The sequence below is a fragment of the Polaribacter irgensii 23-P genome, assembly GCF_000153225.1.
GTDB classification, from domain to species: Bacteria; Bacteroidota; Bacteroidia; order Flavobacteriales; family Flavobacteriaceae; genus Polaribacter; species Polaribacter irgensii.
In genome coordinates this window covers 374335-395173 of record NZ_CH724148.1, presented here as the reverse complement: position 1 = coordinate 395173, position 20839 = coordinate 374335, and the positions used below count along the sequence as shown (strand labels likewise).

The window sequence follows — 20839 nt, the reverse complement described above, 5'->3', positions numbered from 1 at the left end:
CTTGCCAAAAAAATAACCGATACTCTAAATATGCAATGTTCTTAGAATTGTCTACCAATAATAAAGTGTGTTTGCCACCCTGATATTTCTATTTGACCTGGTAAAGGATCAAAACCGTGGGCAAAATCAATTCCTAACAAACCGAAAGCAGGCATAAAGATTCGAACACCAACACCAGCAGATCTTTTTAAGTCAAATGGATTATAGGTCTCAAAATTGTCATACGAGTTACCAGCTTCTGCAAAACCTAAAGTATAAATAGAGGCAGAGGGTGCATCTGTAATAGAATACCTTAATTCTAATTGAAATTTATTGTAAATTGTTCCTCCTGAGATAGAAGACAATCTATTGTTTTCATACCCTCTTAACCCAACAGTTTCTCTACCGTCTAGCTGAAATTGAGCAATACCGTCTCCACCGACGAAGTACCTTTCAAAAGGCGTCTGTCCTAATTTTTTGTTGTAAAATCCTAAAAACCCCAACTCTGCATTTGTCATTAAAACTAACTTGTCTGTAAAAGCAGTATACCATTTTCCTTTTGCAGTAAGTTTATAGTATTCTAACCATTTAAACTTTTCGGCTAAAAAGTCATTTTGTTCCACAGCAGTTAAATTATCTGGTTCTGTGAAGTCTTTTTTTGAAATTAAAGAATATGGCAGTGTGGCTTTGATACCAAAAGAGAATTCAGATCCATACGTTGGGAAAATCAAACTTGGTCCTGCTGAGCTTCTGCTGAAATTAAGGCTGTAAGATAGGTTGTTTAAGGTTCCGTTGTTTAAAACATTTTCTCCAACTCTAAATCCATAGTTTTTCAATTGAAAACTTTGGTAGGCGACGGTTTGTGATAATTGGAAAAAATCATCTGGCCACTTTAGACGTTGTCCAAGTCCAATGGATGCACCTGTAATGCCTAGCTTTTGATCTCTATTAACTTCTCCCGTCTGAAAGTTCATCTGAAATTGGTTCGATTGGTAAATGGAGAAAGACAAGGATTTTGGCTTTCTACCTCCAAACCAGGGCTCTGTGAAAGAAAAGCTATACGTGTTGAAAGTTCTACTAGACTGCAGTCTTAAAGACAGCTGCTGTCCATCCCCAGTAGGTAGCGGTTTGTATGATTTTTTGTTAAAAAGATTTTTAATAGAAAAATTATTAAAAGAAAGACCTAGGGTTCCGATAAAAGAGCCCCCTCCATAACCTCCTTGTAACTCAATTTGGCTGCCTCCTTTTTCGATCACACTAAAGTCAATGTCTGCAGTCTTATCTTGGTAGTTAGGGATCACGTCTGGTGTTACATTTTGATCAAAAAAACCAAGTTGTCCAATTTCTCTAATAGATCTAATGATCTCTCTTCTACTGAATAAATCTCCCGGCTTTACGCGAAGTTCTCTAAAGATTACGTGGTCATTGGTTTTGTCATTTCCAGAAACAGTAACTTTTTTAATTCGCGCTTTTTCGTCCTCTCTAATTCGAATTTCAACAGTAATAGAGTCGTTTTCTACACGCGTTTCAACAGCATTTACTTGAGAAAATAAATAGCCATTATTTTGATATTCAGAAGAAATGTCAAATGAAGTTGGAGAGCCATCTCCGCTTACGCGCTCTTTTAGCACAGCACCATTGTAGATATCTCCTTTGTCAATTTTTAGAACTTGTTGTAGTTGTTCATCTGTGTACTCTTTGTTTCCAACAAATAAAATTTCTGCAAAGCGATATTGCCTTCCTTCTTCTACATCGATATCAATATCGATGGTGTTGTTTTCATTCCAAGAAATGCCTTCTTTTAAAATTCGTGCATCTCGATAGCCCAGTCGACTATAGGTATCTAGTATATTTTCTAAATCTTCTTGATAGTCTTCTTCGATATATTTAGATCCTTTCCAAAAGCGTCCAAAGAATTTTTCTTTGGTGTTTTTCATTGCTTTTCGAAGTTTTTTATTTGAAAGATCAGTATTGCCAGTAAAATTTATATCCTTAATTTTTATTTTTTTTCCTTTGTCCACATATATAGACATGTTCACAATATTTACATCGGATGTATCTTTTTGAATGTCTAAAGAAACTTTTGTTTTTAAATATCCCTTGTCGGTGTATTTTTTGGTAATGTAGTTTTTTGTAGTAACTAATAGGTTATCTGTTACCATTTTACCTAATTTGAGCTCAGCCTCTTTCAGAATCTCTTTTGACTTAGAATTCTTAACACCCGTAATGTTTATCTCGTTTAACTGCGGAAGTTCTTTTACTTCTAATTGCAGATATATGGTAGTACCGTCAATGCGTGCTAAGTAGACATCTACATCACTAAATTGTTTACTCTCATACAATTTTTTAATAGCACTGGTTAATTTATCTCCAGGGAGTTTGATGGTTTGGCCATATACAAGACCCGTAAATACACGAACAGTTTCCTCACTGAATTTTTTTAATCCGGTTACAGATATTCCACCTAAAATATACTCTTCCCCTTTTTTGAAATCTATATTTTTGGAAGCTATGGTATCTTTTTGTGGTTTTGATACACTGTCATTTTCTACCTGTGCATGTGCGCTGAAAGTAGAAAATAATGCTGTAAATACCGCTGCGGCAAAAAATAATTTCATAAAAAATTTATTCTGTAATCTGTTCGCTTGTTTTTCCAAATCTTCGTTCTCTATTCTGATAGTCTATGATTGCATCGTAAAAATGCTCTTTTCTAAAGTCTGGCCAGAGTACATCCGTAAAGTATAATTCTGCGTATGCCATCTGCCAAAGTAAGAAATTACTGATGCGATGTTCACCGCTTGTTCTGATCATTAAATCAACATCGGGCAAATTAAACGTATATAAATGATTATTAATAGTTTTTTCGTTAATTTCTTTTATGCACAGTTCTTTCTTAACAACTTTTTTGGATATGTTTTGGATAGCCTTAACAATTTCTTCTCTAGAACCATAACTCAATGCGAGTGTTAAAATAATTTTGGAATTTGCTTTCGTTAGGGCAATAACCTCTTTTAACGCTTTTTGTGCTTTTGAGGGTAAGTTATCGATATTGCCAATGGCATTTACGAGTACTTCATTCTTTTGAAAAGTAGGTAGCTCTTTCTTTAAGGAATTCACAAGCAGCTGCATAAGCGCATCTACTTCTAATTTGGGTCTTTTCCAATTTTCAGTTGAAAAAGCGTATAATGTAATTGCTTGAACACCAATTTGAGCTGCGGTTTCAACGGATTCTCTCACGGCCGTTAATGCATGCCGATGTCCAAATACCCTGCTCATTCCTTTACCTTTCGCCCAGCGTCCATTACCATCCATGATAATGGCAATATGTTTTGGTACTTTTTGTAAATCGATGCGTAAGCTTTTATCCATGTTTTTTATAATTAGTTTCTTCTTGCGTAGCAAGACGGTCTGCCAAAAGTGTAAATTAATGAAACACCGGTAAATACATACCAGTCATTGCTGTTTCCCTCTATTTTTAAGTCCCGATTGTTCCCAGCCACTTTGTCGAGGTCATCCTCAAAAGTGTATCTTATTTTGGTCTCAAGTGCAAATGCTATTGGGCCAGATAAGATCGATTTAAACCCAACTCCTATCGGGATTGCTATCCTTGTTTTTCGATCATATTGATATTCGTCTGCATCTATCTGACCATTTCTATTTAAATCTTCCTCTTTCTCAATAGCGTCATAATTGAAAGCAGCCAATTCAATTAAAAGATAGGGCGTCCAATTCTTGGTGCGAGATGAAGTGTTATATTCATAAAAATTAAATTCCATTCCCAATGCTAGCTCATGAATGGTATTTGAAAATGAAATGGCAGGTGTATTTCTATTGATTCGAAAAGGAGTATCTGCTGTTGCATCGTCCCCTTTAATCGGCAAATAGGAATAGGTTCCTTTAAACGCTATTCTTGGATTGTAATTGTATTTAAAAAACACGTTTCCCGCGAGTTGATTTGGTTGTATGTATCTTGTACTGCCAATATCGCCCACATAATTTGTTCCCCCTACAGAAAAGCCAATTTCATATATTTGACTCATTAAAATAGGGGAGAAGCTTATAAATAAGACACATATAATCCAGCTTTTCATTTTAAAAAATAGTGGTAAATATAGGGTTTTCAATTTGCTTTGTAAAGTTAATATTTAGGCTTTTTTGAATAACAATTTTTTTCCTTTTTTATTGCCTCAGGACTTAAAGATTTGTTTCATTTCTCGTGTCTTCGCCCCACAATAATTTGCTTCGAAGCGTTTCTAAAAAAGACTGATTATTTGGAATGATACTTTTAATAGTAAAAGGTGCTTTCGCTACGAAAACTTGTGTGTTTTTGGCTACAGATATCATTCTAGAATCTAGGGATATTAAAAAGTCCTTTTCTCTTGAGTCTACTTCAAGCTGTATTGATGTTTCGTCTGATATTACCATTGATCTTGCTGTTAAATTATGTGGTGCAATTGGAGTGATCACTAAGTTTTTTGAGTCTGGTGATACTACAGGTCCGTTGCAACTTAGAGAGTAGCCTGTAGAACCAGTAGGTGTCGCTATAATTAAACCGTCAGCCCAATAGTTTGTCAAATACTCATCGTTTAAATTTGTTTTCACACCCATCATAGAGGTGGTGTTTTTCCTTGAAATAGTCACCTCATTTAGGGCGAAGTTGAGTTCAGAAAATTCGGCTACTTGTGGTGTTGTTTCTACGGATAAAAGTGTTCTTTCTTGCACCGTGTAGTCGCCTTTCAAGATGAGTGCAACGCTTTCATGAATTGCATTCTTGTTGATGGTTGCCAAAAATCCTAATCGTCCTGTATTTATCCCTGCAATTGGTATTCCAAGATCTCTAATATAAGTAACAGCTCTTAATATGGTGCCGTCACCTCCCAATGTAAACATCAGATCAAAAGTGGTGTTCAAATCATTAAAATGAGAAAATGTAGGATACTTTTTTTTCAAGATAGCACCTTCAATTAATAGGTTGTTAAATTTCTCTTCAATAAAGCAATCGATATTGTGGGTTTCTAAAATACTGAGAAGAATTTGAATTTCCTTCTCGGCTGAAATAGAATAGGATTGTCCGTAAACTGCTACTTTTTTTAAGTTACTGGCCATTACATATTTCTTGTTAATACTATTTTTATTAAATCTTTATATTTCAAGATATTTTTGTAGATAATCAGCTCTACTTTTTAAATCTTCTTCATACAAATCATTCTCATGCATGGAAATAATAGTATAGTTGTAGCGTCTGCAAGTATGCATAATTTCTTGGAGGTCTTCCACGCTAATTTTAAGCGTAATCTGAACGAGGTCTTGTTCTTTTTTAGAGATAAACATCCCTAATAATTTGCCATTGTTAGATTCTACAATTTGCGCTATTTCACTCATAGAACAGGTACTTTCTGAATTCTCTATAATCAAAGTTTCACTTTTTTCTAGCAAAAAGGGTTGGGTACAAAAAGCTTCTAATACGTCTGAAAGTTCGTAATATCCGATATATTCTTTGGCTGTGTTCAATACTGGTACAATGGTGGTGTCGTGTTCTGAAAAAATTTTGAGAAGCGCTACCGCTGACGTCTTTTCATCTGTGAAAAAGGAATTCAATAGATGACGATGTTGCACTAATTCGGAGGCATCGTTTTCAATACTTTCAAAATCATCTCGTGAAAAACATCCGAGCATCACTTTTTTTTCAACAACTGCAAGGTGTGTCACTAAAAACGTGTCAAACAAATTTTTAGCCTTTTTTACACTGTTGTTTAAGCGCAATGGTTGTATTTCATTCTGGATGTAATCTGTGATATTCATATCTTACTAATATAGGATAAAATGATTTAATCAATTATCTTTGTTGCTCAAAATATAGACAATGACAAAGTTAAGTGTAAATATAAATAAAATAGCAACTTTGCGAAATTCTCGTGGCGGAAATGTTCCAAATTTATTAAAGTTTGCAGAAGATATTGAGCGTTTTGGAGGGCAGGGAATTACCATACATCCAAGACCTGATGAAAGACACATAAAATACCAAGATGCTAGAGACTTAGTTTCTGTTGTTAAAACCGAATTTAACATTGAAGGAAACCCGATACAATCGTTTATAGATTTAGTGTTGGAGACCAAACCAACGCAAGTTACACTTGTGCCAGATGCGATAGATGCTCTTACTTCTAACGCCGGTTGGGATACGATAAAACACCAGTCTTTTTTGCAGGAAGTAGTGCAGGAGTTTCAGCAGAACGGAATCAGAACTTCCATTTTTATAGGGACGGATTTGAAGTTGGTCGAAGCAGCAGCGAAGACAGGTTCAGATAGAATAGAGTTGTATACAGAAGATTTTGCTGCCCAGTTTAATATTGGAAACAAAGAGGCTATAAAACCATATACTACAGCGGCTGTTTTGGCTCATACTTTAGGGTTAGGGATCAATGCAGGACACGATTTAAGTCTTGATAATATACAATTTTTTAAAGAGAATATTCCCAACTTAGCAGAGGTCTCTATTGGGCATTCACTCATTGTAGAAAGTTTGTATTTGGGCATTGAGAATGTGGTAAATATGTATTTACATCGTTTGCAGTAATTCTGCAACGTAGCCGCACCTTAAAATGAGTGAATCCAATGCTGTTCGCAGCAATTTTTAGAAAAATAAAGTAAATACATTCAAATGGCAGAGCACCCGATATTACATGCTACAATAAAAGGTGAAGGGACACCATTATTAATTTTACACGGATATTTTGGAATGTCTGATAATTGGAAAACTTTGGGAAATCAATTTTCAGAAAATTTTGAAGTACATCTGATAGACCAAAGAAATCACGGACGAAGTTTTCATGAAGAGGTATTCAATTACAGCGCGTTAGCTGCTGATTTGTATGCGTATATAAAGCACCATCAGTTAGATAAAGTTTTATTAATTGGACATTCTATGGGTGGTAAAACAGCCATGTTATTTGCCGTTACATACCCTGAATTGGTTTCCAAACTGATTGTAGTAGACATCGCTCCTCGACAATACGAGCCGCACCACAACGCAATTTTAGCAGGCCTAAATTCTATTGACTTTGCTGTAGAGAACTCCAGAGGAAAGGTAGATGAGAAATTAGCAGTTTTTATTCCGGAAGTTGGTGTGCGACAGTTTTTGTTGAAAAATGTCTATTGGAAAGAAAAAGGACAACTGGCTTTCCGATTTAATCGAAAAGCCCTCACGGATAGCAATTCAGAGGTTGGAGCAGCATTGCCTGCTTTTACTCTTTTTAAAAAGCCAACTTTATTTTTAAAAGGAGAAAACTCAGCTTATATTACTGCAAAAGAAATACCAATTATCGAGTCCCATTTTACCAATGTAAAAGTAATAGAGATTAAAAATGCAGGCCATTGGCTGCATGCAGAAAATCCAAAACAATTTTATGCGGAGGTCAGCGAATTTTTAAGCTAGTTTTTATTTGTTTCAGCGTCTTTAACCGGCGTCAATATATTTTCAAGACTACTCGCGTTTGCGTAAGCACTTTTTTTTTCAGTGAAATTGAGACTCTTGTTATTGAGATAGCGCGTTTATAAAAACCAATTTTTTTGCAATTGCTAAAAGTGCATCAATTTAAAAGAATGAAGAATTTTTTTTTCAGCACTTGATAAAAAATGCATTGACTCTTTTTATTTGCGCTAAGTTTTAACGCTTATCGAGATATTTCTATTCTCACTTCAGAAGAGTTGGCGTAAGCAAGCCTATTGGGCAAAAGTGTTTTTTTAATCGTCCTCTTTTTATTCGGCGATTTCTCCGCGATGTGGTTTTAAGGCATCCTTGAAAATGTTCAGAAGCCCTTCATCAACAATAATATATGCTGCAGACAACATAGGGTTAATTTCTAAAACGGAAATTTCATGGAATGCAAGTTCTTCTAAGGCAGCAAATTCTTTTAAATGTATCGTGTGATGTTTTGCTGTTTCTTTTGCGTCTTCGCCTCTAAAATCCCATAATAGTTTTATTTTTCTACTCATTGCTTAGTGGTTTATAAATATAAATAAATTACCAGATTTAAAACTGATTTCAACTTGATTTTCTATTGCTTTATTTCTAGTTCCAATTCTTTTTCCAAACATTAAGTCTTCGTCAGTTAAAGAATATTGTAACCCTTTCGTACTGATTTTAGCAACTTCAGGAAAGGGAATTAAAGAAATTGTTTTATGCAGACACTTTTTTATAATCGTTTTTTTGTCTGCTAAAAAGTAACGACCGTGGTTGTCATAAAAAGTAATTTTTAAGCGGTCTTTCCACTGAATCGCCGTATTGAGATTGCCTAAAAAATGATCCTGTTCTTTTCCACTAGCACCAAAGACGTCTACCGTATTGTGTCCTTTATCAAATAGAATTTGAAGTATTTTATCAAAGTCTGTATAGTTTTGATCTGGTGTTTCTATGATGTCGATTCCTTCTGGGATGTTGTCTAAAGAATCAAAATCACCAGAAATAAAATGAGGGGTAATTCCTTGTTCTTTTAAATATTTATACGCACCATCTGTGGCACAGATAACTTCGTAATCAGAGACATCAGGCAATTGATTTGGTTTTTCACCATTCAATACTAAAAAAACTTTCATCTTTTTCATGACCGCAAAAATACCCATTTCAAATGAATGTAACAGGGAAACGCTTCGAATGCATGTGATAAGTTATTATTTTTTTGTTTCTGAGATACTTTTGAACACAGTAACAATCTCACAATTTCATTAATTATTTTTAGAAGTACTTTATCTATCTTAGTATATGCGCGATAATTTAGGTTGTTTGAAACAAAAACAGCGATGAAAACAATTCATTTAATGAGAACAAACAACAAAAATGGATTGCAAAAGGGGACATAAATTTAATAGAAATAGGGCTATCTTTACCACAAATTTTAGACTTTGAATACAGCACAATTTATTCCAAAAACGCGTTCAGAAAAAATAGAAAAAGTGAGTTTTACTTGGCAGACACCGAGTAACATCGCCTTGGTAAAATATTGGGGAAAAAGTGATCCACAACTTCCTAAAAATGCTTCTATTAGTTTTACTTTAAATAATTGTCACACACGCACTACCATTGGTTTTTCAAAACAAGAGAGTAAGGCTTGTGCGGATTTTGACCTCTTTTTTGAGGGAAAAGAAAAGGAAGAGTTCAAGCCAAAAATTGCGGATTTTTTTAAAAGAGTCCAGATATACTGTCCGTATGTACTTGACTACAAAATGATTATTAGTTCAACAAATTCTTTTCCGCACTCGAGCGGAATTGCTTCTTCAGCGAGTGGTTTAAGTGCCATTGCGATGTGTTTGATGAGCTTAGAGCAGGCATTAAATCCGAGTTTAACGGCTGCGTTTATTATTAAAAAAGCTTCTTTTTTAGCGCGCTTAGGTTCTGGCAGTGCAAGTAGAAGTATTGAAGGACCTTTAGTCGTTTGGGGGGAACATCCAGCGATCGTGGGAAGCTCAGATGTGTTTGGTATTCAATTTCCGTATAAGGTGCATGCCGTCTTTGAAAATTATCAAGATGCAATTCTATTAGTAGACAAAGGAGAAAAACAAGTATCTAGTACGCTTGGGCACAACTTAATGCACGACCATCCATATGCAGAAAACAGATTTGTGCAGGCCAATGAGAACGTGTCTAAAATGTCAGAAATTCTTCAAAAAGGAGCGCTTAAAGCATTTGTAAATTTGGTGGAAAGTGAAGCGTTAGCCTTGCATGCAATGATGTTGACTAGCACTCCTTATTTTATTTTAATGAAACCAAATACCTTAGAAATTATTCAAAAAATTTGGGAATTTAGAGTGGCGGAAAACAGTAATATTTGTTTTACTTTAGACGCCGGTGCTAATGTGCATATTTTATATCCGTTCAACGAAAAAGAAAAAATCAACCGTTTTATTGAAAGCGAGTTGGCGCAATACTGTCAGAATAAACAATACATATTAGATGTTGTAGGACACGGTGCGAAGAAAGGGTAAACAGCGCATTGCTTATTCAAGTTAAAGGGTAAGAAATGTTGGTGTTAAGAAAAAGATATTGGAATAGATTAACATATAAATTCGTATTTTTGTATTGTTATTAGAAAAATTATGAAAGGACCCTTGTTTTACGCTAAAATTTTACTCTTCGGAGAATATGGAATTATAAAAGATTCTAAAGGTTTGGCAATTCCTTACAATGCGTATAGAGGAGCCCTAAAAGCTTCGGAAAATCTTTCTGGAACTGCTTTGGAGTCCAATCTAAATTTAAGCCGTTTTTACGCTTATTTGTTAGCTTTAAAAACAGACTTGGTTTCTTTCAATCTCGTCGCTTTCAAAGAAGATATTCAAAGTGGAATGTATTTTGATTCTTCAATTCCTCAAGGGTATGGTGTTGGTAGTTCAGGTGCATTAGTAGCCGCTATTTACGACAAGTATGCAGCAGATAAGATTACTATTTTAGAAAATTTGACCAGAGATAAGTTACTCAATCTAAAAACAGTTTTTGGATTAATGGAGTCTTTTTTCCATGGAAAAAGCTCTGGATTAGATCCGTTAAATAGTTACTTGAGTTTGCCAATTTTAATCAATTCTAAAGACAGCATAGAACCCGCTGGTATTCCTTCTCAAAAGGAAGGGAAAGGAGCCGTTTTCTTATTGGACTCAGAGCAAATTGGTGAAACGGAGCCTATGGTTAGCCTTTTTATGAATAAGATGAAAAATGAAGGTTTTAGAAAAATGATTAGTGAAGAGTTTTCTACCACATCTGATGCCTGTATTGAAGATTTTTTACAAGGAAATGTGGCGTCTTTGTTTGGCAATGTAAAAGCACTGTCTAAAATTGTACTCGCAAATTTTAAACCTATGATTCCTCCTGCTTTTCACAAGGTATGGGAAAATGGAATTTCTACCAACGACTACTATTTAAAATTATGTGGCTCTGGTGGGGGTGGTTATATTTTAGGTTTTACAGAAGATTTTGCAAAAGCCCAAAAAAGTTTAAAACAATATAAGCTAGAATTGGTTTATAGATTTTAAAGGACTCTATGGGTACTTCAAAAGCAAAAAAACTACTCCTTAAATTTTTCAGTTTATTTTCTGCAGTAAGAGCTTATAATATTTTGGTGTTAATCATCGCCCAATATTTAGTGGCCATCTTTATTTTTTCCCCTACAAAATCCTTAGTAAAAGTTGTATTCGATATTCAATTACTATTTGTGGTTTTAGCTTCTGTTTTTGTCATTGCAGGGGGGTATATCATTAATAATTTTTACGATGTAAAAGCAGATAAAATTAACAGGCCTTTAAAGGCTAGCTTTGATAATTATGTAAAGCAATCCACCAAATTAAAACTCTATTTTTTACTAAACTTTATTGGCTTTAGTTTTGGAATTTTAATTTCTTTAAGAGCTTCTTTGTTTTTTGCAAGTTATATTTTTGCCATTTGGTTTTATTCCCACAAGTTAAAAAAATACCCTTTTTTAGGAGTGATCTCGGCGACAGTTCTAACTGTCTTGCCTTTTTTTGCTGTTTTTGTGTATTTTGGAAATTTTCATAAAATAATATTTGTGTACGCTAGTTTTTTGTTTTTAGTAATTATGGTGCGCCAGTTAATTAAGGATCTGCAGAACATAAAGGGTGCAATTGTAAATAATTACAGTACATTTCCCGTTGTTTATGGCGAGAAAAAAACCAAAGAGTTAGCGCTAGTAGTATTGCTTCTCACAAGCATTCCGATTGCAATTTTATTTAGTGCCCCTGCAGAAAGCTTTGTGAAATATTATTTTTATTTTGCTATTGTTGTGCTGCTGTTTGTCGGTTTTTATCTTTGGCAGTCAAAAACAAAAAAGGAGTATCAGATCCTTCACAATATTTTAAAGCTCCTATTGTTAATCGGTGTGTTGTGCCTTTTATTTTCCGATACTTCCGTGCTTTTAGATAAAGTAATCAATAGATTGAACTAGAATTCAAGAATATAACTACCTTTGCAAAAATTTTTATAATGAAATCAGATAGAAACTCGTCGAGAGGACGACAAGAAGGTGAAAAAAGCACTCCTCTAAGTAGAAAAAGTGCACCGTCAAACAAAAAAAGCACTCCTTTAAGTAGAAAAAGTGCGCCATCTAGCAAAAAGAGTACTCCTTTAAGTAGAAACAGTCCTAAAAAGACGTTTACTAAAATTAAAGAAGGTCCCAAGTCTGACGAATCCACAGGAATTCGTTTAAACAAGTACATTGCCAATTCAGGAGTTTGTTCTCGGAGAGAGGCAGATACGTATATCGAACACGGAAGTGTGGAGGTGAACGGTAACTTGGTAACAGAAATGGGTTACAAAGTGCAGCCAGACGATGTAGTTCGTTTTGACGGCACCGGTATCACACCAGAACAAAAGAAATATATTTTATTAAATAAGCCCAAAAATTACATTACTACCATGGACGATGACCGTGGTCGAAAAACAGTAATGGATTTAATTTCAAATGCTACAAAAGAAAGAATATATCCTGTTGGGCGTTTGGATAGAAATACGACAGGTTTGCTATTGTTCACGAATGATGGAGAGTTGGCCAAAAAGTTAACACATCCAAAGCATGACGTGCGTAAATTATATCACGCTTCTTTAGATAAAAAATTAGAGTTAAAAGATCTTGAAAAATTACGCGGAGAGGTACTTATTGAGGGAAAAAAGGTATTTATCGATGCGGTTTCTTATGTAGATGGGCAGCCAAAGTCGGAAGTCGGAATTGAAATACATTCTGGTAGAAATAGAATTGTACGTAAGATTTTTGAACATTTAGGGTACAAAGTAAGCAAATTGGATCGTGTGATTTTTGCGGAACTTACAAAGCGAAATTTGCCACGTGGAAGATGGAGAGAACTAACCAATCAAGAGTTGAGTAATCTTCAAATGTTGAAGTAAGCTTTTGAAGAAAAATAACCATAAACCTTTTAGAAGTTAACTTTTAAAAGGTTTTTTTATGCTTTTTGAACAATGTAGTCTACCAATTTTGCGGCCAAATCAGCAGTGCGATTGTCGATGTCAAAATCAGGGTTTAGTTCTGCGATGTCACAAGAAATTACTTTCTTACTTTGGAGTAAAAAAGCCAAGGCTTTATATACAAAGTTAGGCGTAAATCCAAGTGCAGAAGGTGCACTTACTCCAGGAGCATACGCAGACGAAAAACCATCTAAATCTATGGTAATATATAAGTAGTCTATTTTTTTGAGAAACTTATTAAGTTTACTTTTTAGCGCTTCATCAAAAGTTTCACACTCTAAATTTGAAACATAAGAGACCTTCCTTTTCCTTGCAATTTCAAATAATTCTTTGGTATTTGCTTGTTGTTGAATTCCGATTGCAAAATAGCTTGTAGCCGTATTCTCGGATAAAATTTGATGGAAAGGAGTGCCAGAGTTTGGTGCTATTTCCACTGCTCTTAAATCAAAATGAGCATCAAAATTTATAATTCCTATTTTATTTTCTGAAACGTTTTTTAGCGCCTCTTTAATTCCATTGAAATTGGCATAAGCAATATCATGCCCACCACCAATAGCAATGGGTAAGATGTTGTTCAGGATTAATTTATGAATCGTTTTAGAAAGCGCTTTTTGGCAATCTTCTAAATCTTCATCAAGACAAATTACATCTCCAAAATCTGTAACTTTTCTATTTTCAAAATGAATCGGAAGCCTTCCTATTTTAGCTCGGATACTTTTCGGACCTTTTTGAGCACCAATTCTACCTTGATTTTTTTTGACACCCGCATCGCAAACATACCCAACAATACCAAAACCTTTTGTGGTGCTAATTTTTAAATTTTCAAGATCAGAGACGAGAATACTTTGATGCCAATATTGGTTTTCAAGTTGAGAAGCGCGGCCGGAATACCACTCTTTATCTCCAGCTTGGTAAGCAACTTTTAACTCTTTAAAAAAACTCATAAGTGTGATTATTTAATTTCTGTTCCTTTTAGGAAAACTTTTTCAATACATGGATTTCCGAAAGAATACGGAATAAAATGATAGGAGTTAATTTCTTTTGTTAAAATTAAATTCGCCAATTTTCCTCTTGTAATTGAACCAACCTTGCGCTCTAAGCTCATGGCATATGCTCCATTAATAGTTGCTGCGTTAATAGCCTCCTCTGGTGTCATTTTCATTTTTATGCAGGCAGTTGCTACTACAAAATTCATATTTCCAGAAGGTGTAGAGCCGGGATTGTAGTCTGTAGCCAATGCCAAAGGCAAACCGGCATCGATCATTTTTCTAGCGGGAGTATAAGGAATACTTAGAAAATAAGAGCAACTTGGCAAGGCAACTGGCATTGTTTGGGTTTTTTTTAAAGTTTCAATGTCTTCCGTTCTCATTTCTTCTAAATGATCAACAGACAATACATCGTTTTTAACTCCTACCTGAATTCCGCCAATAGCAGTAAACTGATTCACATGAATTTTACCAATCAAACCGTATTTTTTTCCAGCTTCTAAAATTTGCTGTGTATCGTTAGCAGAGAAGTATCCAGTTTCGCAAAAAATATCGATGAAGTCTGCAAGGCCCTCTCTTTTAATGGTAGGAAGGATGTCGGCAATTAACATTTGCAAATACCCATTTTTATTGTCTTTATATGCGAGAGGAATAGCGTGTGCGCCTAGAAAAGTAGCTTTTATTTGTATGGGATACCTTTCTTTTAGTTTTTTGATAACGCGCAGCATTTTAAGCTCTGCATCTTTGGTTAAGCCGTACCCTGATTTAATTTCTACAGCACCCGTTCCTAACTGAATGATCTCCTCTAATCTAGCTTTACTTTGGTTGTAGAGGTCTTCTTCAGAAGTCTCTTGTAGTTTTTTAGCTGAGTTTAAAATTCCTCCGCCCTTGTTTGCAATTTCTTGGTAAGAATTTCCGCGTATTCGGTCAACAAATTCACCTTCTCTATTTCCTGCATAGACCAGATGCGTGTGAGAATCGCACCAAGATGGGAGGATCATTTTACCGGTTGCATCAATTGTTTTTATTTCAATGTCTGGACAATTTTTCATCAATCCATAATCTGCAATTAACCCATCTTTAACTAAGAGGAATGCGTTTTTAATCGTGGGTAAACTTCGCATTTCTTTACCCGCAAGAAAAGTGACAGGGGTTTCTCTAACCTGAATTAATTCTTTGATATTTTTAAAAAGCACATTCATTAAAACAAGTCTTTTAATAGATTTTCTTCCACCAAGTTAGGCAATGTAATTTTTAAGTTTGGCGTTCTTTCCATTTCTCTTTTGATTGCAAAAATAGCTTCTTCATTTCGAGCCCAACTTCTTCTTGCAACCCCGTTATTAACGTCGTAAAAAAGCATGTTTTTTAATTTTTCATCTGCCTCTTCGGTACCATCTAATAGCATTCCAAAACCACCATTTATTACTTCTCCCCAGCCTACACCACCACCATTGTGAATAGAGACCCAGGTTGCCCCTCTAAAGCTGTCTCCAATAACATTGTGAATTGCCATGTCTGCTGTAAATTTACTACCGTCATAAATATTAGAAGTTTCTCTAAAAGGGGAATCTGTTCCACTGACATCATGATGATCTCTTCCCAGGATAATGGCACCAATTTCTCCTTTTGCAATCGCATTATTAAAAGCTTCTGCTATTTTTACACGTCCCTCTGCATCGGCGTATAAAATTCTTGCTTGAGATCCCACCACCATTTTATTCGATTTCGCATTTTCTATCCAAGTGATGTTGTCTTGCATTTGTAATTGTATTTCTTCTGGTGAATTTTCCATCAACTCTTTTAAGACATGGGCAGCAATTGCGTCTGTTTTATCTAAGTCGTCTCCATTTCCAGATGCACAAACCCATCTAAAAGGACCAAAACCATAATCGAAACACATCGGTCCTAAAATATCCTGCACATACGAAGGGTATTTAAAATCGATATTATTTTCTGCCATTACATCTGCACCTGCTCTTGAAGATTCTAGTAAAAATGCATTCCCATAGTCAAAAAAGTAGGTTCCTTTTTTAGTGTGTTTATTAATAGCATTTGCGTGTCTAATTAAAGAGGCTTGTACTTCTTCTTTAAAAAGTTCAGGGTTTTCTCTGATTAAAATATTGGATGCTTCGTAAGAGAGGTCAGCAGGATAATATCCACCCGTCCATGGAATATGCAAAGAAGTCTGATCGGATCCAATGTGAATGAAAATGTTTTCTTCATCAAATCTTTCCCAAACATTTATAATATTTCCAATAAATGCGATAGAAATTACTTCTTTGTTTTTTTGAGCTTCTAAAGTTCTTTCAACTAAAGCATCAATGTCATCAATTAATACATCTACCCAACCTTGTTGGTGTCTTTTTGTTGCTGCTCTGCTGTTAATTTCGGCACAAATAGTAATGCAGCCGGCAATATTTCCAGCTTTTGGTTGTGCTCCACTCATACCACCTAAGCCTGCGGTTAAAAATATTTTTCCATTGGGGTTTTCTTCTTTTTTCAGTATTTTCCGAAAGGCGTTCATCAATGTAATAGTGGTTCCGTGTACAATTCCTTGTGGACCGATATACATAAACGAGCCTGCGGTCATTTGACCATATTGGGTAACGCCGAGTGCATTAAATTTTTCCCAGTCGTTGGGTTTTGAGTAATTTGGAATCATCATCCCATTGGTAACTACAACTCTTGGGGCATTTTTAGACGAAGGAAACAAGCCCATTGGATGTCCAGAATACAAATGCAAGGTTTGTTCTTCTGTCATGATTGCTAAATACTGAACAACAAGAAGGTACTGTGCCCAATTTTGAAAGACGGCGCCGTTTCCACCGTAGGTAATCAATTCTTCTGGATGTTGTGCAATGTCAGGATTCAAGTTGTTGTGAATCATTAGAATAATTGCTGCGGCCTGTTGTGTTTCTGCAGGATATTCTGAAATGGGCCGTGCGTATATTTTATATTCTGGTTTGAATCTGTACATGTAGATTCTACCAAATTTTTTTAATTCATTGGCAAATTCTTTTGCCAATTCTGGATGCCATGCTTTTGGGAAATAACGCAAGGCATTTTTTATTGCTAATTTTTTTTCTTCAACAGATAAAATATCTTTCCTTTTTGGAGCACTGTTTGCATCTTTAGGGTATTCTCTTTTCGCGGGGAGTATCGTTGGAATTCCTTGTAGAATTTGTTCTTTAAATGTCATATCTAGTTATATTTTACAGAAATTTTTTTATTTTGCACTAATAGAATCATGTTCTTAATGTCGTCTTTTAAAAGGCGGTCTTCCTCTAATTTATCCACTTGCTCTCTGATGATATTGTAGTTTTTTTCGATGATTTTAGAAAAGGTATTCGGTCTCCTAAATTCCAACGCTTGTGCTGCATACATCAATTCTATAGCGAGTATTTTGTCTAAATTCCCTAAAATTTGATTGAACTGTCGTCCAGAAATACTTCCCATAGAAACATGGTCTTCTTGGCCTAACGAAGTTGGAATGCTGTCTGCAGAAGGGGGAAAGCACAAAGATTTGTTTTCGGTAACCAAAGCAGCTGTAGTGTATTGCGGAACCATAAATCCGGAATTTAAACCACCGCTCTTTGTTAATAAGCGGGGTAAACCATACTTGCCCTCTAATAATAAATAACAACGTCTGTCTGCAATATTTCCTAATTCTGAAGCGGCAATTGAGCAATAATCTAAGGCCATTGCCAGCGGTTGACCGTGAAAATTACCCCCAGAAATAGCTTCGGTATCACTCAAGATTATTGGATTGTCTGTCACAGCATTCATTTCTATTTCTGCCAATTCCAATAAATGAGAATATGCGTTTCTAGAAGCACCGTGCACTTGAGGTATACAACGCATAGAATATGGATCTTGAACGCGCTCGCAATTTTCATGTGAAGTAATATTTTGAGAATCTTTAAACAGGTTTCTCATTCTTTCTGCAACCTTTATACTTCCTTTAAAAGGTCTTATTCGGTGTAGTTCTTCTCTAAAAGGAGCTGAGCTTCCTTTGTATCCTTCAATGCTCATAGCGCCACATACGTCTGCTAAATCTAATAGGTATTCCATTTTTACAAGTCCGGTGATGCTATGTGCTAGAATAAACTGCGTGCCATTGATTAAACCTAAACCCTCTTTTGCTGCTAGTGGAAGTATTGCTAGCTGATGTGCTGCCAATATCTCTTTTGCAGGAACAATTTTAGTACCTACCCAAAACTCGCCTTCACCAATAATAGGCAGAAACAAGTGTGACAAGGGTGCTAAATCTCCAGAGGCACCCACAGAACCTTGTTCTGGTACAGCAGGCAATAAGTCATGCTCAATGAAGTAGATAATACGTTCTATTAATTCCAATCGTACTCCAGAATAACCTTGGCACAATGCGTGTACTTTGCAAATCATCATTATTTTTGACAATTTTTTGTCAATGTTTTCACCTACGCCTACTGCATGGGTAATCAAGAGGTTTTTTTGCAATGTATTGGTTTCTGAAGGGGTAATTTGAACGTCGCATAGCGGACCGAATCCTGTATTTATTCCATAGACCGCTTTTGTGCCACTCGCCATTTTTTCTACTTTTGCTCGGCTTGCCTGCACGACTGTTATGGTTTGACTTGTCAATTCCGCTTGCAGGTTTCCTTCAGCAATTGCGATTACTTTAGAGACTGTTAAGTGATCTATTCCGTATTTAAAGGTCATTTTTTCAAGTATCTGGTGTTCTTTTCAAAGTTATTCTTATTTTTGATGCTTATTGATATTGTTTATTGCATCAATTAATAACTATGAGTTATCAAATAGAGTTGCGGCACATGCGCTACTTTTTAGCAGTTGCGGAAGAATTACATTTTAGAAAGGCGGCTGAGAAATTATTTATTTCTCAGCCAGGACTTAGTCGTCAGATTAAAATTCTAGAGGAAGCTTTGGGTGTTGTTTTGTTTGAAAGACACAACAGAAAAGTTGTGTTAACAAAGGTTGGTGCCTATTTAAAAGTAGAATTTTCGTTGCAATTAGAAACACTTTCGCATACTTTAGAAAATGCAAAATTATTACAGGACGGGAAGAGCGGAGCATTGAAAATTGGATATGTAGGTTCAGCCATGCAAGATGTGATTCCTAATTTGTTGTTGCGTTTCGAAAAAGATCACCCGAATATTTTGTACAATTTAAAAGAAATTGACAATCAAAAACAAATTGAAGGTTTACTTTCTTTTTCTTTGGATATTGGCTTTGTGCGTCTAGAGAGAATACCTAGGACTTTAGAAATTAAACCGATTTTAAAGGAAAATTTCTGTTTGGTATTGCCAAAAGACCACGAGGTAGATGCGGGTAACTTTAAAAGTTTGAGACAGTTTAAAGAAGCATCTTTTATTCTTTTTGATGCACAATACAGCGCGTCATATCACGAAAAAGTCATGCAAATTTTTGATGATTGTGGTTTTACGCCTCTAAATTCTCACAACACTATCCATTCGAGTTCTATTTTTAAGTTGGTAGAAAATAAACTTGGAATTTCTATTGTGCCAAAATCCTTAGCACAAAAACGGGGGTATCAAATCAAATTTATAGAATTGGATATGATTTCACAAAAAACAACACTTTCTATAATTTGGAACAACAAGAATACTAATCCGATGCTTAAAGAGGTGCTTCAATTCCTTTAGGAGTTGTTCGCTATAGATTTGAAACAGAAAACCCACCGAAGTAAATAAGTGGGTTTTGGTTTCTATTATTAAGTTTACTTTGGTAAACAGCAGCGTTATACTTAAACGGAGTGTTTTAGATTTAGTTCTTTACAAACTTTCTATTGGTTTGACGTCTACCCTCTGAAATACGGATGGTATACACACCACTTGTTAATGCTTTTACGTTAATGTTGTTTGTATTTTTTATAGAAAGTACTTTTTTACCCAACACATTGTAAATAGTCACTGCTATCGGACTTTCATTCCCCGATATGAACAAAGTACTGTCTGTTGGATTTGGGTACATGGAAACGTTGGTTAAGTTTTGGTCATTAACCCCAAGAGAAGAATCTGGACACGTGCCCCAAACTGGTTTATTACTGTCAGACAACGCTGAATTAGTACTAAAAAAAGTTGGCTCTGTGCCAATATCTGTAACGCACCAACCTGATATATTTTGATTGAAGGCAGTGGCTCCTAAAAACATATAACTCATATCGGTTACACTACTCACATCCCAAGAACTTATATCCTCCATTGAAAGAAGATGCTCCTTGAAACATAGAAGTCATATTAGTTACATTACGCACATCCCAATCTCCCATAGGTTTATTGAAAGCAGTGGTATTAGCAAATAGATCATTCATATTAGTTACACTGCTCTCATTCCAGTCACTTACATCTTTATTGAAAGAGCCTACTTCTAGAAACATACACGTCATATTAGTAACATTACTTACATCCCAGCCATTAATGTCACCGTTAAAATCAGTTTTCCCCAAAAAAGCATTTGAGATATTAGTTACTTGACTTACATCCCATTCTGGCATAATACCATATTCACTTTCACTACACATTCCATCTTCAGGTTTTGTGCTTAAACAAGTGTTTATCGCAGTTTGAATATTAGCATCGGTAATTGGGGTTTGGGAATATCCAAACATTGAAAAAAATACGAATAAAAAAGTAATTTTCTTCGTATTATTTTTTTGTAACCGTAGAAAATAAAACAAGACGCGTCAATCCCTGAATTCAGTGAGTTTTAAAGACCCTTGAATATAGGAACAGTTTACACCTTCTTACATAATTATAGAATCATTAATAATTTTTAAATGATTTATTGGCATCTATCTGCACGAACAATTTGAATAACAGCAGTATACGTTAATAAGGTTTCAAGAAAAATGGTGCAAATATAGCTATACTGAAGA

General features: G+C 35.2%; 20 protein-coding genes. 7 read left to right on the top strand and 13 right to left on the bottom strand.

Annotated features, from left to right (window positions below; translation table 11 throughout):
• Positions 1-41: 41 nt before the first annotated feature.
• From bamA to PI23P_RS01705, 5 genes are all read right to left on the bottom strand, one after another.
• Positions 42-2597, bottom strand: a complete 2556-nt coding sequence (gene bamA / locus PI23P_RS01725) for an outer membrane protein assembly factor BamA (protein ID WP_018942468.1) — start codon at positions 2595-2597, stop codon at positions 42-44.
• A gap of 7 nt (positions 2598-2604) precedes the next feature.
• Complete coding sequence (gene uppS, locus PI23P_RS01720; protein WP_004568981.1) at positions 2605-3348, bottom strand: undecaprenyl pyrophosphate synthase; 744 nt, start codon at positions 3346-3348, stop codon at positions 2605-2607.
• 11 nt (positions 3349-3359) lie between these two features.
• Entirely contained in the window at positions 3360-4070 is a 711-nt protein-coding gene (gene porG, locus PI23P_RS01715; protein WP_238299960.1) for a type IX secretion system protein PorG, read from the bottom strand.
• Between the two features lie 103 nt (positions 4071-4173).
• Positions 4174-5085, bottom strand: coding sequence for an NAD kinase (locus PI23P_RS01710; protein ID WP_004568979.1), 912 nt, complete (start codon positions 5083-5085; stop codon positions 4174-4176).
• A gap of 36 nt (positions 5086-5121) precedes the next feature.
• Positions 5122-5781, bottom strand: coding sequence for a CBS domain-containing protein (locus PI23P_RS01705; RefSeq protein ID WP_004568978.1), 660 nt, complete (start codon positions 5779-5781; stop codon positions 5122-5124).
• A gap of 61 nt (positions 5782-5842) precedes the next feature.
• Between PI23P_RS01705 and PI23P_RS01700 the strand changes: the two genes are divergently transcribed.
• Entirely contained in the window at positions 5843-6556 is a 714-nt protein-coding gene (locus tag PI23P_RS01700; RefSeq protein WP_004568977.1) for a pyridoxine 5'-phosphate synthase, read from the top strand.
• Between the two features lie 84 nt (positions 6557-6640).
• Positions 6641-7414 carry an alpha/beta fold hydrolase gene (locus tag PI23P_RS01695; RefSeq protein ID WP_004568976.1) on the top strand — a complete coding sequence of 258 codons (774 nt, stop codon included), beginning with the start codon at positions 6641-6643 and terminating at the stop codon, positions 7412-7414.
• A gap of 323 nt (positions 7415-7737) precedes the next feature.
• On the opposite strand, the gene PI23P_RS01690 is transcribed toward PI23P_RS01695, so the two are convergent.
• Both PI23P_RS01690 and PI23P_RS01685 read right to left on the bottom strand, forming a co-directional pair.
• Positions 7738-7974, bottom strand: coding sequence for a hypothetical protein (locus PI23P_RS01690; protein WP_004568975.1), 237 nt, complete (start codon positions 7972-7974; stop codon positions 7738-7740).
• A 3-nt stretch (positions 7975-7977) separates the two neighbouring features.
• Positions 7978-8583, bottom strand: a complete 606-nt coding sequence (locus PI23P_RS01685; protein WP_004568974.1) for a thiamine diphosphokinase — start codon at positions 8581-8583, stop codon at positions 7978-7980.
• 297 nt (positions 8584-8880) lie between these two features.
• Between PI23P_RS01685 and PI23P_RS01680 the strand changes: the two genes are divergently transcribed.
• The 4 genes from PI23P_RS01680 to PI23P_RS01665 all read left to right on the top strand — a co-directional run bounded on the left by PI23P_RS01680 (position 8881) and on the right by PI23P_RS01665 (position 12880).
• Positions 8881-9960, top strand: a complete 1080-nt coding sequence (locus PI23P_RS01680; RefSeq protein WP_004568973.1) for a diphosphomevalonate decarboxylase — start codon at positions 8881-8883, stop codon at positions 9958-9960.
• A 111-nt stretch (positions 9961-10071) separates the two neighbouring features.
• Complete coding sequence (locus PI23P_RS01675) at positions 10072-10998, top strand: mevalonate kinase family protein (protein ID WP_004568972.1); 927 nt, start codon at positions 10072-10074, stop codon at positions 10996-10998.
• Between the two features lie 8 nt (positions 10999-11006).
• Positions 11007-11924, top strand: a complete 918-nt coding sequence (locus PI23P_RS01670) for a geranylgeranylglycerol-phosphate geranylgeranyltransferase (protein ID WP_004568971.1) — start codon at positions 11007-11009, stop codon at positions 11922-11924.
• Positions 11925-11962: 38 nt separating this feature from the next.
• Positions 11963-12880, top strand: coding sequence for a pseudouridine synthase (locus PI23P_RS01665; protein WP_004568970.1), 918 nt, complete (start codon positions 11963-11965; stop codon positions 12878-12880).
• A 56-nt stretch (positions 12881-12936) separates the two neighbouring features.
• On the opposite strand, the gene hutG is transcribed toward PI23P_RS01665, so the two are convergent.
• From hutG to hutH, 4 genes are read right to left on the bottom strand one after another with little or no spacing between them, the layout of a single operon-like run.
• Positions 12937-13902 (bottom strand): formimidoylglutamase, encoded by a 966-nt coding sequence (hutG, locus tag PI23P_RS01660; protein ID WP_004568969.1) that lies wholly within the window; start codon positions 13900-13902, stop codon positions 12937-12939.
• A gap of 8 nt (positions 13903-13910) precedes the next feature.
• Positions 13911-15146: an imidazolonepropionase gene (gene hutI, locus PI23P_RS01655; RefSeq protein WP_004568968.1), complete on the bottom strand. Its 1236-nt coding sequence runs from the start codon at positions 15144-15146 to the stop codon at positions 13911-13913.
• Positions 15146-17143: a urocanate hydratase gene (hutU, locus tag PI23P_RS01650; RefSeq protein ID WP_004568966.1), complete on the bottom strand. Its 1998-nt coding sequence runs from the start codon at positions 17141-17143 to the stop codon at positions 15146-15148. The genes hutI and hutU overlap by 1 nt, the downstream gene beginning before the upstream one ends.
• A 2-nt stretch (positions 17144-17145) precedes the next feature.
• On the bottom strand, positions 17146-18645 hold the full coding sequence (hutH, locus tag PI23P_RS01645; RefSeq protein WP_004568965.1) for a histidine ammonia-lyase: 1500 nt from the start codon (positions 18643-18645) through the stop codon (positions 17146-17148).
• Positions 18646-18728: 83 nt separating this feature from the next.
• Here hutH and PI23P_RS01640 point away from each other — a divergent pair, with 83 nt between their 5' ends.
• Positions 18729-19607 (top strand): LysR family transcriptional regulator, encoded by an 879-nt coding sequence (locus PI23P_RS01640; RefSeq protein ID WP_004568964.1) that lies wholly within the window; start codon positions 18729-18731, stop codon positions 19605-19607.
• 121 nt (positions 19608-19728) lie between these two features.
• On the opposite strand, the gene PI23P_RS12585 is transcribed toward PI23P_RS01640, so the two are convergent.
• Positions 19729-20166, bottom strand: coding sequence for a T9SS type A sorting domain-containing protein (locus PI23P_RS12585; RefSeq protein ID WP_081439176.1), 438 nt, complete (start codon positions 20164-20166; stop codon positions 19729-19731).
• Entirely contained in the window at positions 20135-20458 is a 324-nt protein-coding gene (locus tag PI23P_RS01630; protein WP_238300038.1) for a BspA family leucine-rich repeat surface protein, read from the bottom strand. The genes PI23P_RS12585 and PI23P_RS01630 overlap by 32 nt, the downstream gene beginning before the upstream one ends.
• Positions 20459-20839: the final 381 nt, after the last annotated feature.